The following is a 16,722-nucleotide window of genomic DNA, read 5'->3' on the forward strand; positions in this document are numbered from 1 at the left end:
GAGCAAAAACGCATTTCATGACCCATGCTCTTGTTGTTTTGCCGGAGCATCTCCATTGTATATGGCAATTACCCGTTGATGACACAGAGTATTCAAAACGAATAAGATTAATAAAAACCTATTTTACGCAAGCGTTAATAGCGTTAAATATTCCCTTAAAGAAAAATAAACGTGGAACTATTAATCTGTGGCAAGCTCGATTTTGGGAACACCGGATAAGAAATGATGAAGATTATCGAATTCATGTGGATTACATCCATTTTAATCCAGTTAAACATGGTTACGTCAGTAAACCGGTTGAATGGCCGTATTCAACAATTCATCGCTTTATTAAAAACGGAGTAATCGATGAGGGTTGGGGGGTATAAAGATGAGGCCTCCTGTATTACGACTCTGTCTAATACAGGCTACAGGCTTTTAAAAAGTAATTGTAGCCTGTATTAGACAAAGTCGTAATACAGGATCTAACACCTTACCAGGTACATTGATCTTTATATTTAAGGATTTTTTAGTTATTAAGGTGAATGGGGATGTACGGTTTTATCCTCGGATCAGCGGAAAGTGAGACGGGGTTTTGTATAAGATTTGTTTTTTGTTGATGTGATTTTTTCTTGATGTCACGCTCTATTTTCATTGCCAGTGATTTATCCCCGTCTATTATCCAGCATTGAGCGATACAGATGGGTTTAAAACTTCTTGTGTACTTGCAGCCGCCAGTACCGTTGATGTGCGATTGAACACGTTTTTCCAGATTATCGGTGTATCCTGTATAGTAGGATTGATTGTCACATAACAGCATGTAAACCCAATAGTTTTTCTTAGTCATAGAGTTAGTCCTGCATACAGTAAAAAATCTAATTTTCATCGTTAGCCTGAATTGAATCAAACGTCATTTAACTGCTAAGGTCAAGCAAATGTGTTCACCCTGGTTATGTCCCTTTTTTCATTAACTCCTGATAACTCAAAAATGAATTTAATCTTTGATTGTTGTAAAACCTGGTAATGTAATCAATTAGACCTTTAGTCCTTACGCTTTGTATGGAATAGGGGGATTAACCTCAGTCAAGGGCTTTGGGAGTTGTAAAAATTTAAATTTACTTAAAAATTAAGTGAGGAAATAGCGTCTAAGGGTATAATGTTTAAGCAAAACCCGGTAAAATACATCACTTTTTTCTTTTTTTTGTTGCCACTATGCCAAAACGAACTGATATTAAATCCATCCTCATTCTAGGAGCAGGACCAATAGTGATTGGTCAAGCCTGTGAGTTTGATTACTCGGGTACGCAAGCTGTCAGAGCCTTAAAAGAAGAGGGCTATAGGGTGATATTGGTTAATTCTAATCCAGCAACCATCATGACTGATCCTGAGCTTGCTGATGCAACGTACATAGAACCAGTATGCTGGAAAGAAGTAGAAAAAATCATTGAGAAAGAACGTCCGGATGCTTTATTACCGACTATGGGAGGGCAGACTGCATTGAACTGTGCGCTTGATTTGGTCCGCGAAGGTGTTTTGGCCAAATATTCGGTGGAGATGATAGGTGCTACACGAGATGCTATAGATAAAGCAGAAGACAGAGAAAAATTTCGCAAATTAATGATTCAAATCGGCCTTGATATGCCTCGTTCAGCTATTGCTCATAGTCTGGAAGAGGCAATACAGGTTCAGGCTCGCCTGGGTTACCCGGCGATTATTCGTCCTTCATTCACTATGGGTGGTAGTGGAGGTGGAATCGCCTACAACAGGGAAGAATTTGAGGAAATTTGTACCCGAGGTTTGGAGCTTTCCCCAACTCATGAATTGCTCATTGATGAATCGGTTTTGGGCTGGAAAGAATATGAAATGGAAGTGGTGCGTGACAAAAATGATAATTGTATTATTGTGTGCACCATAGAAAATCTTGATCCTATGGGTGTGCATACCGGTGATTCGATTACAGTTGCTCCTGCCCAGACATTGACCGATAAAGAATATCAGCGCATGAGGGATGCTGCGATTAAAGTATTAAGAGCGGTTGGCGTTGATACGGGCGGCTCTAACGTTCAATTTGCAATCAATCCAGAAGATGGACGCATGTTGGTGGTTGAAATGAACCCCAGAGTATCTCGAAGTTCTGCTTTGGCCTCCAAGGCTACTGGATTTCCAATAGCAAAAGTGGCTGCAAAGTTAGCTGTCGGTTATACTCTTGATGAGTTAAAAAATGAAATCACCGGCGGTATAACTCCTGCGTCTTTTGAACCAAGTATTGATTACGTTGTGACAAAAATCCCACGCTTTAATTTTGATAAATTTCCACAAACGCCTACAACATTAACAACTCAAATGAAGTCCGTGGGTGAAGTAATGGCTATAGGCTCTAATTTCCAGGAATCATTACAAAAAGCAATTCGTGGGCTTGAAATTGGTCGAACCGGTTTAAATTCTCTTTTTCAAAAGGGGGATATGGCTCGATTAAGAGGGCATTTGCGTGAGCCTACACCGGATAGGCTTTGGTATATTGCCGATGCATTTCGGCAAAATCTGTCTTTGGAAGAAATCCATTTGGAAAGCCGAGTCGATCCCTGGTTTCTGGCGCAAATAGAAGAGCTTGTTCAACTGGAACGCTCGATTTTTGGCAAATCCATCCATGAGCTGGATAAAACCACGCTTCGCTTGCTCAAGCACCGAGGTTTTGCAGATGCGCACCTGGCGCATTTGATGTACTGTAGTGAAGCACATGTAAGAGCACATCGTCTTGCCTTAGGTGTTACACCTGTTTATAAACGAATTGATTCGTGTGCTGGAGAATTTCCCAGTGACACTGCTTATATGTATTCATGTTATGCCGGAAGCTGTGAAGCTCGCCCTGAACCGGATAAGAAAAAAATTATGATTCTCGGTGGCGGGCCTAACCGTATAGGCCAGGGTATAGAATTCGATTATTGTTGCGTCCATGCTGCCATGTCCTTAAGAGATGCAGGTTATCAGACCATTATGGTAAATTGTAATCCTGAAACCGTTTCTACTGATTTTGATACCTCCGATCGCTTGTATTTTGAACCCGTGACTCTTGAAGATGTGTTGTCCATAGTCGATGTGGAGCAACCTTATGGAGTGGTCGTTCACTATGGTGGCCAAACTCCTTTAAAATTGGCTAAAGATCTTGAAGCAAATGGAGTCAGAATTATTGGAACGTCTCCTGATGCCATTGATATGGCAGAAGACAGAGAGCGATTTCAACAACTGGTTACTGAATTAAAGCTGCATCAACCGGATAACGGTACTGTACGCAGCGAGGCTGAGGCTATTGAATTGGCAAATCGGATTGGCTATCCCTTGGTTGTGCGTCCTTCATACGTGCTTGGAGGCCGAGCGATGGAAATTGTTTATCATGAAGATGATCTGCGTTATTACCTCTCGCATGCAGTTGCGGTCTCGCATGATTCTCCTGTTTTGCTTGATAAATTTTTAAATGATGCCATAGAAGTTGATATAGATGCGGTGTGTGATGGTAAAGAGGTATTAATTGGCGCCATTATGGAACACATAGAGCAGGCAGGGATTCACTCGGGTGATTCGGCCTGTACTTTACCTCCATTTAGTATCAGTGTTGTAGTTCAGCAGGATTTAATAGAGCAAATGAAGCAAATGGCTCTAAAATTGGGTGTTGTTGGGTTAATTAATGCTCAATTTGCGATACAGGCTGATGACATTTATGTTCTGGAAGTCAATCCACGGGCATCAAGAACAGTGCCTTTCGTTTCCAAAGCCACAGGATTACCTTTGGCAAAAATAGCCGCACTATGCAAAGTGGGGGTTAGTCTTAGAGAACAGGGGCTTACTCAAAATCATCATATGCCTTCCTTTTACTCGATAAAATTGCCCGTTTTTCCATTCATAAAATTTTCCGGGGTTGATTCCATACTGGGTCCTGAAATGAAATCAACGGGTGAAGTCATGGGTATAGCCAAGCGTTTTGGCCAGGCTTATGCCAAAGCTCAGTTAGGAGCGGGTTGCAATATCGCTAAAAGGCGCCGTGCTTTTGTTTCTGTTCGTGATGCGGATAAAACCCGCGTGGGGGAGATAGCTAAGAGATTAATCGAGTTGGGATTTGAAATTATAGCGACACGTGGAACGGCTTTGGCACTTCAGGCTGCAGGCGTAGACTGCCGGAGGGTCTTTAAGGTCGCTGAAGGCAGACCTCATGTGTTGGATTTTATAAAGAATAATGAAATTGATTTTATTGTGAATACAACTGAAGGCAAGCAAGCCATTGCGGATTCTTTTGCAATTCGCCGCAATGCATTACAGCATAAGGTTAGTTATACTACGACATTATCAGGAGCTGAGGCCGCATGCCTGGCGATGAAATATGAAGATAGGGAAACAGTAACTCGATTACAGGATTTACATTAGAGGTGGATATGAGCAAACATCCTATGACAGTTCAAGGTGCGGAAGCACTTAAAGAAGAATTACAACGCTTAAAATTTATTGATCGTCCCCGAATTGTAGAGGCGATTGCCACTGCGAGAGCTCATGGTGACTTAAAAGAAAATGCGGAATATCATGCTGCTCGTGAACAGCAAAGCTTTAATGAAGGGCGAATTCAAGATCTTGAAGCGAAATTATCGCACGCCCAGATAGTTGATATCAGCAAATTACCCAATAATGGAAAAGTTGTATTTGGTGCGACTGTAACGATATGTCATTTGGCAACAGATGCTGAATTAACCTATCAAATCGTTGGTGAAGATGAAGCCGATATCAAGTTAAATAAAATATCTTATAGTTCGCCTATAGGACGTGCTTTAATCGGTAAAGAGCTGGATGATACAGTAACAGTAAATACTCCCGGTGGCATGGTCGATTATGAGATTATTGATGTTAAATATTGTTAATCGCAATTCGGCAAGCAAACAGGCCTGCTAATTCAAAGAGGTATCTTTTCCAAGTGAACATATCCCCTCAATCTTTGAACATGGGGGGATTATAAAGTTAGCCTGACTGTAATGACTGATTTATTGACTGTCACTTCATCTGCTTTCGCAAGGTCGAGACTAAATCCCCAATGTACAACAAAAAAGGTATAGTTGATGCAAAGAACTTCCAATGATCCACTGCACGGAATTACCCTGGAGGCTATCTTAACCAGTTTACTGACTCGTTATGGCTGGAAAGGATTGGCAGAACGAGTCAAGATTAATTGTTTTTCTTCCAATCCCAGCATCAAATCAAGCCTTAAATTTTTGCGCAAAACACCATGGGCAAGAACTGAAATTGAAACCCTTTATCTTGCTTCCTTAATAAGCAAGGATTGCGACAACTCATAATGACTGGAGTAATAAATAATATGAAAGATGTTTTCATTAATAAAGAATATGTTGAACTCTTTAAAATTCTTAAATTTGAAGGTATTGCATCGAGTGGAGCAGAAGCTAAGGATATGATAGCTTCTGGTACTGTATTGGTAAACGGTCTCATAGAAAAACAGAAAAGAAAAAAGATGGTTGCAGGAGATACGATTGAAGTGAAAGGCGAGATCTTTCGGCTAAAATCAGATGCTGACTAACATTTTTATACACTTAGCTCCCAATCTAACTTATGCACACCATTCTTTAAGTTGGTAGCTTTCGAGGAAATGAAAACCAGGCTAATGCTCCCAAACCACCATTTTGATTGAATCAAACTGTTTGTAGGTTGTATCTCTTTTGCATCACTTCCTGTAACCATTAAAATCATGTCACACAAAAATATAGTAATGCGCTGGTTCTTACTAGGACTTTCATAGAATACTAATTAACCCACGCATTGAATGTTGATGAGACACCAGTGCTATAATTAATCCTATAAATATTAAAAATCAAATGGATTAATATGCTCATCTATAATCTATTTCCAAGGCTGGCCGGTCCTTATAGAGAATGGAAGAAATACATATATAAAATTAAAAAAATGGGATTCGATTGGATCTATATTAATCCATTTCATACAATGGGCTATTCAAAAAGTTTATATTCAATTAAAAATCACGACACCATTGACAAAATATTTTGCAATAAAGATGAAGAGCCAATTGAAAACATCAAAGAATTTGTAACCCTTTGTCACCAGAATGATTTGAAAATCATGCTTGATTTGGTCATTAACCACACAGCAATTGATAGCCATTTAAACGAAAAACATTTGGATTGGTATTTAAAGCAGCCTGATCAGTCTATTGTGCATCCAGCCTGTTATAACGATACTCTTCATCGAAAAATTTTTTGGTATGATTTAGCTCAACTCAATTATCAAGATAAAAAAACAACGGATGAATTAATCAGTTATTGGAAAAATTATTTAAAAAAATTAATTGCAATAGGGATAGATGGTTTTCGTTGTGATGCAGCGTATCAAATACCACCTTTAGTATGGAAAGAGCTCATTGACTACAGTAAAAATTTAAATCCATCATTATTATTCACAGCAGAAACACTTGGATGTCGACTGGATGAAACCATTGCTACCTATCATGCTGGATTTGATTATATTTTTAACAGTGTCCACTGGTGGGATTATCAATCTTCTTGGTTCATAGATGATTTTAATGCGACGTACCAGATTCCCAGCATTGGCTTTCCAGAATCTCATGATACATTAAGAGTCTCTAAAAAAAATTACAACGCTTCCGAAAATAAAAATAATTCTATTTGCCAATATTTAATGGCTGCGTTTGTTTCTCATGGTGTTATGGTTCCAATAGGATTTGAATTTGGCTTTCAAAAAGCACTGCATGTGCAAGAAACAACTCCCCTTGACTGGGAGGAAAATACGTTCAACATTTGTTGTGAATTAACTAAAATCAATAAATTAAAAAATATTTTTTCGTTTTCAGGAACATTATCCACACACAACAAAGGTAAACTTATTGTATTAAAAAAAGAAAATATCAATCAATCATCTGTGTTAATCTTAAATAACTCGGGTGAGAAAATTAATTTAAGCAATTTTCTCAAGCAAAATGATTATTTATTCACGCATAAAATTGACAGTAATGACTTGAAGTTATCCAATATTGAAAGGGATCACGAAGTAAGGAATAATGGCATTACCATCTTGGTTTCCCACCAACATTAGCATGCCAACATTGAACCGAGAAACACACTTATTATTTAAAAATGGATATTTTTTTAAATACCATCATTATCTTGGCGCCCAGCAAATTGGAGCAGTCTCAAATAAGACATTTTCTTTTACTGTTTACGCCCCTCACGCAAAAAAAGTGAGCGTTATTGGTGATTTCAATAATTGGGATGCAAACAAAGATATTTTAACAAAAAATGACATTTCTAATTTATGGGAAATAAAATTAAGTAATGTTTATAACGGTCAGTTTTATAAATTTTATATTGAGAGCGAATTTGATAAAGAACCACTTTTAAAAGCAGATCCTTTTGCTTTTTGGAGTGAAAATCACCCTCCTCACGCTTCTCGTATTTTCAACATTAACAATTTTCAGTGGAATGATACAAAATGGCTGGCTAAAAGAAGGCATAATAATCCACATAAAATGCCAATTAGTATCTATGAATGCCACTTAGGTTCTTGGTTAAGAGATTCCAATGATGGTTTTTTAAATTATAGAGAAATTTCCGAGCATCTTATTCCTTATGTCAAGAGCCTCAATTATACCCACATTGAACTCCTCCCTATTATGGAACACCCTTATTATCCTTCTTGGGGCTATCAAACACTGGGCTATTTTTCCCCAACCTCACGCTATGGCAATCCTGAGGATTTTGCTTATTTTATAGACGCTTGTCATCAACAAGGCATTGGAGTGATATTGGATTGGGTTCCTTCTCATTTTCCTGGAGATGAACATGGATTACGCTTATTTGATGGCCAAAGTATCTATGAATATCCGGAGTGGCCTAAATGCTTTCATAATGACTGGAAAAGTTATATTTTTAATTATGGTAGCCCATTTGTAGTTAATTTTTTAATTAACAGTGCTTTATTATGGCTAGAGAAATACCATGTTGATGGATTAAGAGTCGATGCTGTGAGCTCAATGATTTATTTGGATTACAGCAAAGGGCCAGGAGAGTGGCAGCCTAATATTTATGGTGGCAACCATAATCTTGAAGCTATAAAATTTATCCAAAAACTTACCACCGTATTGCAATATTACCATCCTGATGTTTTACTTTTTGCCGAGGAATCTACTGCCTTCCCCAAGGTGACTGAACTCGTTATTCATGGCGGATTGGGGTTTGATTTTAAATGGAATATGGGATGGATGAATGACACCCTGTCTTATATTCAAAAAACACCAAAGAATCGCCTTGCTCATGAGCACGATATAAAAAATTTAACCTCCTATCATTTTCATGAAAAAGTAGTTTTGCCTTATAGTCACGACGAAGTGGTGCATGGCAAACGATCTTTGCTTGAAAAAATATCAGGCCAGCCTCATGAACAATTTTCAACCTTAAAAGCTATTTTTGCATTTAAGTGTTTTTTTCCAGGAAAAAAACTATCTTTTATGGGTAATGAATTAGCATTAAACCAAGAATGGCATTTTAACCAGCAACTTCAATGGGATGAGTATAAAGATAAGCCTGCTAGCGTTTTTCTTAGAAAATTAATTTGTGACTTAAATACATTGTATCGTCATTTTCCATGTTTATATTTTAATGAACATGAGCCCAATCAATTTAAATGGATTGAACATGATAATGTACCAAAAACTTGTTTTGTTTTTATGAGAAAATATGAACATGAAAATATTCTGATTATCAGTAACTTTGGAACAGAAGACATTTGTATTAATAACATACAAGAAGACCATCAAGTGATGGAGCTAATTCTCCACACTGAGTGGCAAAAATATGGGGGGATTATTAACTTTTCTTCGGCTACAGAAAAAAATAGATACAGCTCAAAACTGTCTACTCAAGTATTTTTGTGTAAAAATTAGCATAAAATGCAGCAGCATCATTCCAGCTAAAAGTAGTTTTCATGGCTTTTTTTTGTATTTTGCGCCATCTTTCTTGATGAGTATTATACAAAAACACGATTTTAACGAGTTTATCTAAAAACTCATCATCAGATTTAAAAGAAAACCCTGTTGCACTCTCTGGACTTTGAAGAAAATAGTCTGACACCGTGTCGTGTAGGCCTCCAATATTCCTCACGTAAGGCAAGGTACCGTATTTCATTGCATACATTTGCACAAGACCACAAGGTTCAGTATAGGAAGGGATCATGACCAAATCAGAGCCTAATATGATTTGGTGAGCCAACTTTTCATCAAACTCCTCAATAATTCGAATATTTTTATAATTCAGCTTAATCTGGGCAATTTTATCGGAATAGTTTTTGTTTTTGCTTAATAACATGATTAGATTTATTTTTTCTTCATTAAAATAAGAGGCATATTTAAAAATCAAGTCAATCCCTTTTTCTGAGCACAATCGGCTGATTACTGCCACAGAACAATTATTTATCTCTTCAGAAGAATAGTTTAATTTATTTAAAAGATAGATTTTATTCCTCTCTTTTGCGCCTAATGTTTCAACTGAGTAATTTTGAGCGGCATGAACATCAATTTCAGGATTCCATACAGTGTCATCAACACCGTTTAATACGCCAATCGGTTGATGAACTTTGCTGCGTAACACTCCATCCAAGCCCGCACCGAACTCAGGCGTCAGAATTTCATAAGCATATTGTGGTGATACAGTTGTTATATGATGAGCATATACAATTCCTGCTTTTAAAAAATTTAATTGTCCATAAAACTCCATTTTATCTACAGAGTAATAATCTTTTTCCAAGTCCAGAGTAGGAAAAACATTGGCGTTAAAAATTCCTTGATAAAGAATGTTGTGAATGGTTAAGATTGTTTTAACAGAAATTTTGTATTGATTTAGATAAACAGGAATCAAGGCTGTATGCCAATCATGGCAATGAACAATGTCTATGGAATTTTTGTTTTTTAAACTACCTATAAAATAAGCTATTTTTTTGCAAAAAAAAGAAAAAACTGCGAAGTCTTGTAACGACTCAGGCAAATCATAAGGGTTTTCAATAGCCTCGAACAGGTTACTTTTAATAACATAACAACCGCTTTTAATATGTTGCAAATGCCCGTATATAACCTGGAAGGTAACCCGTTTATTGTGGTAAAACTCTGTCTGTTCATCCAAAACTATTTTTTCTTGGGTTACCTCATTTACAATACCTTTAAACCCTGGAAGGATGAGTTTTAAATCTATATTTTTTTCAAAAAGAGCGTTACTTAGCCCATAAATACTGTCTGCAAGACCGCCTCTTTTAACGTAAGGATATATCTCAATAGCAGCAAGAAGAATTTTTGTTTTATTTTTCACAATAATTTAAAACCATGTTGAAATGTATCAATGAATTTTTGATCAGGGATGAACTGCTCTAAAGAAACACTATCCGAAATTGAGATACCCTCAGGGATAAACGTATCTTTAATGAAACAGTTTTTACCAATTTTAACATTTGGATGAACAATCGAATTTTGAATAAGAGTTCCTTCCCCTATCTCGCAATTACTAAACAAGATTGAATGATCAATTTTAATTTTTGAATTATTTTTTCTATGAAAGTCTGCGGAGACAAAAGAATCAGAAATGCGTTTTTTATCAGTCAACTTCATAAAAAAGCCATTAAGATTGATTAAGCCATCTATAAAGTCGAATGTTGATTTACAATAATCATCAATAGATGCAATATCATTCCAATAATAGTCCCCATTTAGTGTATCTAAATTAAAAGACTTTACTGTATGCGAGCTAATTATTTTTGGAAAAGTATCATAGCCAAAATCATTTGGCAAATTCCCTTGCTCACAAAAATTCAAATAAATTTGCTTCAAAACTTCATTATTGAATATATAAATACCTGTACTTACCAGGGGATTGGGAGTGGCTAATGTTGGACTCTTGGGTTTTTCATCGAATTTTATAATAGTGTTATGTTGATCAGTAACAATATTACCGTACTTTACGGCATTTTCTTTTTTAACATTTGTAGAAATCAAAGTCACATCAGTTTTACTGAAGTGATGAAACCGCATCGCTTCTTCTAAATTAAAATTATAAATATGATCTGCAGGAAGTATAATGGTGTGCTCGTATTGATCTAAAGACAAAAAATTGATGTTTTTCCATACAGCATCAGCAGTTCCAAGGAAGGATATATTTCCTTCTCTGGATTGGTAAGGCGTTAAAAAATCAAAACGAATATGTTCATATTTCCTGTATCGTTCAGTTAAATGCCGCATAATAATATGCGGCAAATATTGTAGAATACAGCAAATATTATTCACTTTGGAGTTGATTAAATTACATACTGCAAAATCGATTAAACGGTAATCAACTCCAAACACCAAGCCGCTTTTAGGATTATTCTGAGACAACAATCCTAACCGTTCCCCTTTGCCACCGGCAAGAATAACTGCGTTAAATTTATTACTTATATTTTTTGGCATTGGCAGTCCCTTGTTCTAGCAAAATAAACCTTATTTGATAAAGGTAAAATTTTGTCTGATTTTTTGTATTCGGCTGTATCAAGTAATAATTTAAAGTAAAGTTTTGTTTTAGAAAAAGCATCTGGAAAAAACGTTGCTGCAGGGCTATCAGTCAAATTTATAATCCAATACAGGACATCAAACCTACAGCATTTTTGCGTATCGTCGCTCTTTTTCACATACATTAAAGCAAACAGACATTCTTGAAATGGTTCATTTATATCGACGATATGCCCTTTATTGTTCAAAACATTAAGTGCTCTTATTTCATTTCCATGAAGTACCATTTTTTCATAATGGTAACTGTCAGCAAAAAAAGGGTTAAATTGATTTCGTATACGCACCAAAGCAGAAATTGTTTGTAATAAGTCATTATCAAATATATCTTTATCCCAGTTTATCCAACCGATTTCATTGTCTTGACAATAGGCATTATTATTACCACTTTGAGAGTTCTCCACTTCGTCTCCGGAAAAAAGCATCGCCGTCCCTTGTGAAAGTAGTAGGGTAGTGAGCATATTTTTTTTTGCTTTTATTCTTTGCGAAACTATATCCGGATCGTTGGTTTTTCCCTCTACGCCATGGTTGTAACTAAAGTTATAATCAGAACCGTCTTTATTCGCTTCACCGTTAGCCCAATTATTTTTTTCGTTATAAGACACTAAATCTTCTAATGTGAATCCATCGTGACAGGTAATATAATTGATGCTGGAAGACGGTGTTTTTTGTTTTTTAAAAAAAATATTAGGACTTCCCAGAATAGCATTCAGTAAGTCTGAGGTATTCTTTTCATGGAGTAGCCAGGTTTTGCGAACGGTATCACGGTAAAAATCGTTCCATTCGAACCAATTTGGGGGAAAATTTCCTAATTGATAGCCATATTCTCCCATATCCCATGGCTCTGCAATAAGGCTAACCTGATTGATAATCGGATCTTGCATTAATGCGTAATATATTCCACTTTGGCTATTAAACCCAGCAGACTGACGAAAAAGTTGTGATGCCAAGTCAAATCGAAAACCATCTACTTGCATGTATTCTACCCAGTAACGCAAAGAATCCATGACCAAACGTATCACAATGGAACTATCAAAATTTAATGAATTGCCACAACCTGTATAATCAATGTATTGATGATTTTGGTTTTGACGATAATAAGCTAAATTATCAATTCCCTTATAACTTAGCAGGGGGCCGTTTATACCGCCTTCACCAGTATGATTATAAACAACATCCAAAATAACTTTAATATTCGCTTCGTGTAACCGCGCAATTGTGGTTTTAATTTCGTTAATGTCGTTATAAGCTAAATAATCGGGATGAGGTGAAAAAAAATTAATGGATTGATATCCCCAAAAATTACTTTTTTCTTTTTCTGTAACATAAGCATGGATAGGCATGATTTCCAATGTTGTTACACCAAGCTTATTGAAATAATCAATCATACATTGTTCAGATAAAGCAGCAAATTTACCTCTAAACCTTTGTTCTATAGTCGTTAAATTCTGAGTATAACCTTTGACGTTTAGCTCATAAATAATTGATCCCGTATGATTTGGCGCTTTTACAAAAGTAGTGTTAATCGTTGCGTCTGTAATGATGCACTTTGGAGTATATGGGGCGCTGTCTACCTTCCAAACTAACTCATGATGAAAATGAGCAGGGTGCACCTTTAGCACTGATGATAATTTTTTGGCATAAGGATCAATAAGCAGTTTATTTGGATTAAAAAATAATCCATCTTCGGGTGAATAAGCTCCATGTACTCGATAACCATATTTATCGCCCGGCGCCAAATCACTGTAATAATCGTAAAATATATTACACCCTCTTTTTTTAAGTTCGCGCCGCTCTTCTTTATTATTTTTTCCTCTAAAAATACAGAGTTCTACTCGTTCAGCACTTGATGAATAAATTGCAAAATTCACTCCTGTTCCAGTCCATGTTGCGCCGAGAGCATGATTGTTTGCTTTTCTATTTTCATCAAATGGATTAGGCATAGATTAATTTGGCTCTAGTAATTTCACCTAATTGATAATATTAGACTAAGAACATAATCTTCGCACAATTATAAATTGTGCACGCAGGGTAAACGCATCTAAACGTATTATCTAAGACCAAGACGCCTACGTTCTGCGCTTTATGCGCAGAATCCAGATCTTTGCCTGCACTAAGATCGCATGGATCCTGCGCATAAAGCACAGGACGTAGGCAAAAGAGTGGCGATTTATGTTCATAATTTAGATGCGTTTGCCCTGATTGTGCATGTAACACCCCGAAATGCTGTAGAGAAGGTAATTTTATTTAAAGCAATAGGTTTAATCGCCAAGTTCGGGGATAGTAGGCGCAAAGTTCAGATATATAAAAAAATTTAGCCCATATTTTTTGAGCCAGAATCCAGAGCATTTGTGAACTTCCCAACTGACCTGATACATTACATTAGTTTATGGCTTGGGTTTATGCTGTTCGGTAGTCTCATCTTTGTTACCTGTGCTACGCTGGTTATCACTTTTTTTCATGCTATCACTGCGGCTACTAGGGGCGAATATACCTGACTTATGCAGGCTACTTTTTTTAATATCAAGGACTTGTGCAATGTTGTTGATAACATCTATTTTATCGTTATAACCAAGTCGCCAGCTATTAGGTAAAATTCGATTCATGAATTCAATAAGGTTTTTTAAAAAACCATGAAATTTATTATTGTGTCTGTTAGTGACAGCAGAATTAATACAGTTTGCCCTGGCTTTAATTTTTTCCACGTCTTTTTCGGTGAATAAAAAATCAAAATGTTGAGCGTGCTGTAAATAGGCATTAAATGCCTGTAAATACTTGGCACTGGTAGGTATTGATTCAGGATCTGCCCCATAAATTATTAAGAGAACGGCCGTTTCAAAACGGTTATTTTCCAGCTCGACTGTTAATGCTGCATTCATATCCATGGGTAGTTGAGGCTTTTGGATACTCTGAGCCAAATCCAATAAATATTTGGTCACGGGCAAAAAACCTAGTGTTACCGATGCCTGAAATAATTCATTATAATGAACAGTACTGGAAGGAAGAATATCAAGCTTCACCAGTTGGTCAATTAATTGAACATTTCCTAAAGCAACAGCCTCTTTAAGTAGTAAGAATTTATATCTCGCAGAAAAGTACGTTTGCTTTTCTTTAGAAGTTAAACTTTGCATTAAAACCTTTACAGCGTCCAAATTCTCAATTTGTAATGCAACTAAAATAGCATCAGTCTTGTCCTCAATATTCCAATTGCCCTTACTCATCATCGCATTAAGAATACGCATATCATTTTGACGACAAGCCAGATATAATGCTGGTGCTCTCTTTTTTATACTTCCTTTGGATATGCTCCTTTGCTTGACAGGCGCACCAGCATTAAGCAGAACTTTAACAGTATCAAATTTCTCGCCTTTTATGGCGAGCTCCAGGGGTGAAAAACCACCTACTTTTTTCTTTATGTTTGCTCCAGCTTTGAGTAACACTCTGACATGTTCTGTTTTTCCTAACTGAGAAGCAACCATCAGTGGGCTCCAACCTTTTTGGTTAGGAATATCAACGTCTTCCAAATGCTTTTCAAGTACTTTTACTAATTCTCCTGCACTAAAATTTAACACTGCATGATGTATTGATTCTAACTTCGCATGAGTCAAAGGCCTGGATATCAATTCCATATCCCCTTCATTTTTCTTTTTTATTTGCGCATTAAGTAATTTCTTATTTAGAAGGATTTGTGTAAATCTTTGGGTCTCTTGAAGTGCAAACTCAAACTCTTGCTGATGATCAAGATATAAGACTTTATACATAAGGCTATCATCTTCCAGAGCATTGAAGAGCTCAACATTCGTATCTAATAGCTCTTTACAAAAAGATAATTTAAGCACCTCAAAAATTTCAAAAAACGAGTGGCCTCCACTGTTGTAAATCATTAATGACGAAAAAATAGACAAATATTCTTTAAAGTTGTCATTAAAATAAGGATTTCCTAGTCTTTTTTGTAAGATGATGTTTCTAATCAGAGCCAAGGTCGTACTTGAAATACCGTTAGAATAAGGCTGCGTTTGCCGCGAAAATAAATGTTGACACCATCCACTCTCTATCATGAAATCAGCCTGATCCACTGAGCGTTGAAATGGTGAAAATTCCTCTTGTTTGTAATGCTCCTCTACAGGATTCACTACGTCATGATACATTGGAAGAGGCGAGGTAGATTTCATTAAGCCTTTTGCGGTAGTTCTGACCTCATCCTGTCCCTCTTTAATAATACGTCCTCTTCCATCCATGCCCATGGTAAAGATACTGTCGCTATAAATATCAATAGGCATGGACTTATCAATTTGCGTATTTAATGTTGCCAGAATAGTGCTAGACGCAATTTGATATAGGTTTTTACACGCTTTCTCGGATAAGCCATAATAGTTCTGTGTTAACAGTTTATGTATTAATTCTGCGTATTCTAATTCATACTTATTCAGTAAGTTCTTATCCATATTGCCTTTAAGGATACATTCTACCTTTATCCGTTTTTCGTGATTAAACTCAGGCAAAGAAAATAATCGTTGTTGCAGATTTTGCGTAAACTGCTCTAATTGAGCATGTGCTAATGACTCAGCCTTATTTTGTAAAATAAAATAGGCCAAATTTGTTTCAAAATATCGTCTGATAGGATCTTCGCTTATCGTTTTTGGATCTGATTGAACACTAAAATGTTTATCCAAAAAAACCTGCGTCATTTCTTTGATAAATTCTCTTTCCTCATCATTTTTTGTTCCTTCAAGATAAAGCCGCTTCAGTTCCATCAAAAGACTTTTATCAATGTTCTGTTTTTCACAGACATTGATTACAAGTACTAAACTTTCTCCAACGGAAAGAGTTGCTTCTGCCCCAGTGTTATTGGTAGGGAGTTCTTTACGTAGAACATCATTAATCCTAGTAAACAAAAAATTCATATGATGTCAAACCAAAATATAAGCGGACTATGTTTTTATTATACACCATATTAAAAATATTTGATTAACTTATTGATTTTTAATTAACCACAGATCACTTTAAATTACCAATACTTAAAGAACCGGATTCTATTAGAGTGATTATTTAAAAATCTTGAAGGACTTGCTGCTGGTGGCAAAGGTTATTTATCAAGAGAAAAAACAGAATCTTTATTGGCAAAGGGGGGGGGGGGG

The 16,722-nt window shown here is 36.3% G+C and carries 12 protein-coding genes; 7 read left to right on the top strand and 5 right to left on the bottom strand.

The genetic code is table 11. The features are described from left to right. Nucleotides 1–368: REP-associated tyrosine transposase (locus Lwor_RS13315; protein ID WP_065235843.1), on the top strand; the 368-nt coding region annotated here is incomplete at its 5' end. Nucleotides 369–508: 140 nt separating this feature from the next. Here the strand turns inward: Lwor_RS13315 and Lwor_RS05695 are convergent. After that, complete coding sequence (locus Lwor_RS05695; RefSeq protein WP_058492934.1) at nt 509–826, bottom strand: GIY-YIG nuclease family protein; 318 nt, start codon at nt 824–826, stop codon at nt 509–511. Between the two features lie 365 nt (nt 827–1,191). On the opposite strand from Lwor_RS05695, the gene carB reads away from it, so the two are divergent. From carB to glgB, 6 genes are all read left to right on the top strand, one after another. Next, entirely contained in the window at nt 1,192–4,395 is a 3,204-nt protein-coding gene (gene carB, locus Lwor_RS05700; protein WP_058492935.1) for a carbamoyl-phosphate synthase large subunit, read from the top strand. Between the two features lie 8 nt (nt 4,396–4,403). Further along, nucleotides 4,404–4,880, top strand: a complete 477-nt coding sequence (greA, locus tag Lwor_RS05705; RefSeq protein ID WP_058492967.1) for a transcription elongation factor GreA — start codon at nt 4,404–4,406, stop codon at nt 4,878–4,880. A gap of 195 nt (nt 4,881–5,075) precedes the next feature. Beyond that, complete coding sequence (locus tag Lwor_RS05710) at nt 5,076–5,312, top strand: VF530 family protein (protein WP_058492936.1); 237 nt, start codon at nt 5,076–5,078, stop codon at nt 5,310–5,312. Further along, nucleotides 5,312–5,551: an RNA-binding S4 domain-containing protein gene (locus Lwor_RS05715; protein ID WP_238584626.1), complete on the top strand. Its 240-nt coding sequence runs from the start codon at nt 5,312–5,314 to the stop codon at nt 5,549–5,551. The genes Lwor_RS05710 and Lwor_RS05715 overlap by 1 nt, the downstream gene beginning before the upstream one ends. A gap of 305 nt (nt 5,552–5,856) precedes the next feature. Next, entirely contained in the window at nt 5,857–7,098 is a 1,242-nt protein-coding gene (locus Lwor_RS05720; protein ID WP_058492937.1) for an alpha-amylase family glycosyl hydrolase, read from the top strand. Then, the gene (glgB, locus tag Lwor_RS05725; protein WP_058492938.1) at nt 7,064–8,944 is read left to right on the top strand and encodes a 1,4-alpha-glucan branching protein GlgB; all 1,881 of its coding nucleotides are present in this window, start codon (nt 7,064–7,066) and stop codon (nt 8,942–8,944) included. The genes Lwor_RS05720 and glgB overlap by 35 nt, the downstream gene beginning before the upstream one ends. Here glgB and Lwor_RS05730 read toward each other — a convergent pair. The 4 genes from Lwor_RS05730 to Lwor_RS05750 all read right to left on the bottom strand — a co-directional run bounded on the left by Lwor_RS05730 (nt 8,916) and on the right by Lwor_RS05750 (nt 16,488). Next, the gene (locus tag Lwor_RS05730) at nt 8,916–10,358 is read right to left on the bottom strand and encodes a glycogen synthase (protein ID WP_058492939.1); all 1,443 of its coding nucleotides are present in this window, start codon (nt 10,356–10,358) and stop codon (nt 8,916–8,918) included. The two genes, glgB and Lwor_RS05730, sit on opposite strands and share 29 nt — an antisense overlap. Beyond that, nucleotides 10,355–11,488, bottom strand: coding sequence for a sugar phosphate nucleotidyltransferase (locus Lwor_RS05735; RefSeq protein ID WP_058492940.1), 1,134 nt, complete (start codon nt 11,486–11,488; stop codon nt 10,355–10,357). The genes Lwor_RS05730 and Lwor_RS05735 overlap by 4 nt, the downstream gene beginning before the upstream one ends. Continuing rightward, entirely contained in the window at nt 11,473–13,527 is a 2,055-nt protein-coding gene (glgX, locus tag Lwor_RS05740) for a glycogen debranching protein GlgX (protein ID WP_058492941.1), read from the bottom strand. Before glgX ends, Lwor_RS05735 begins: the two co-directional genes overlap by 16 nt. A gap of 444 nt (nt 13,528–13,971) precedes the next feature. Next, complete coding sequence (locus tag Lwor_RS05750) at nt 13,972–16,488, bottom strand: ankyrin repeat domain-containing protein (RefSeq protein WP_058492943.1); 2,517 nt, start codon at nt 16,486–16,488, stop codon at nt 13,972–13,974. Nucleotides 16,489–16,722 lie beyond the last annotated feature (234 nt).

This window comes from Legionella worsleiensis, from assembly GCF_001467535.1.
GTDB lineage: Bacteria > Pseudomonadota > Gammaproteobacteria > Legionellales > Legionellaceae > Legionella > Legionella worsleiensis.

What these genes read in the sequence shown, in the direction of transcription:
- Lwor_RS05710 (WP_058492936.1), top strand. Translation starts at nt 5,076, where the DNA reads ATGCAAAGAACTTCCAATGATCCACTGCACGGAATTACCCTGGAGGCT.
- carB (WP_058492935.1), top strand. Translation starts at nt 1,192, where the DNA reads ATGCCAAAACGAACTGATATTAAATCCATCCTCATTCTAGGAGCAGGA.
- Lwor_RS05715 (WP_238584626.1), top strand. Translation starts at nt 5,312, where the DNA reads ATGACTGGAGTAATAAATAATATGAAAGATGTTTTCATTAATAAAGAA.
- Lwor_RS05720 (WP_058492937.1), top strand. Translation starts at nt 5,857, where the DNA reads ATGCTCATCTATAATCTATTTCCAAGGCTGGCCGGTCCTTATAGAGAA.
- glgB (WP_058492938.1), top strand. Translation starts at nt 7,064, where the DNA reads ATGGCATTACCATCTTGGTTTCCCACCAACATTAGCATGCCAACATTG.
- Lwor_RS05695 (WP_058492934.1), bottom strand. Translation starts at nt 826, where the DNA reads ATGACTAAGAAAAACTATTGGGTTTACATGCTGTTATGTGACAATCAA.
- glgX (WP_058492941.1), bottom strand. Translation starts at nt 13,527, where the DNA reads ATGCCTAATCCATTTGATGAAAATAGAAAAGCAAACAATCATGCTCTC.
- Lwor_RS05735 (WP_058492940.1), bottom strand. Translation starts at nt 11,488, where the DNA reads ATGCCAAAAAATATAAGTAATAAATTTAACGCAGTTATTCTTGCCGGT.
- greA (WP_058492967.1), top strand. Translation starts at nt 4,404, where the DNA reads ATGAGCAAACATCCTATGACAGTTCAAGGTGCGGAAGCACTTAAAGAA.
- Lwor_RS05750 (WP_058492943.1), bottom strand. Translation starts at nt 16,488, where the DNA reads ATGAATTTTTTGTTTACTAGGATTAATGATGTTCTACGTAAAGAACTC.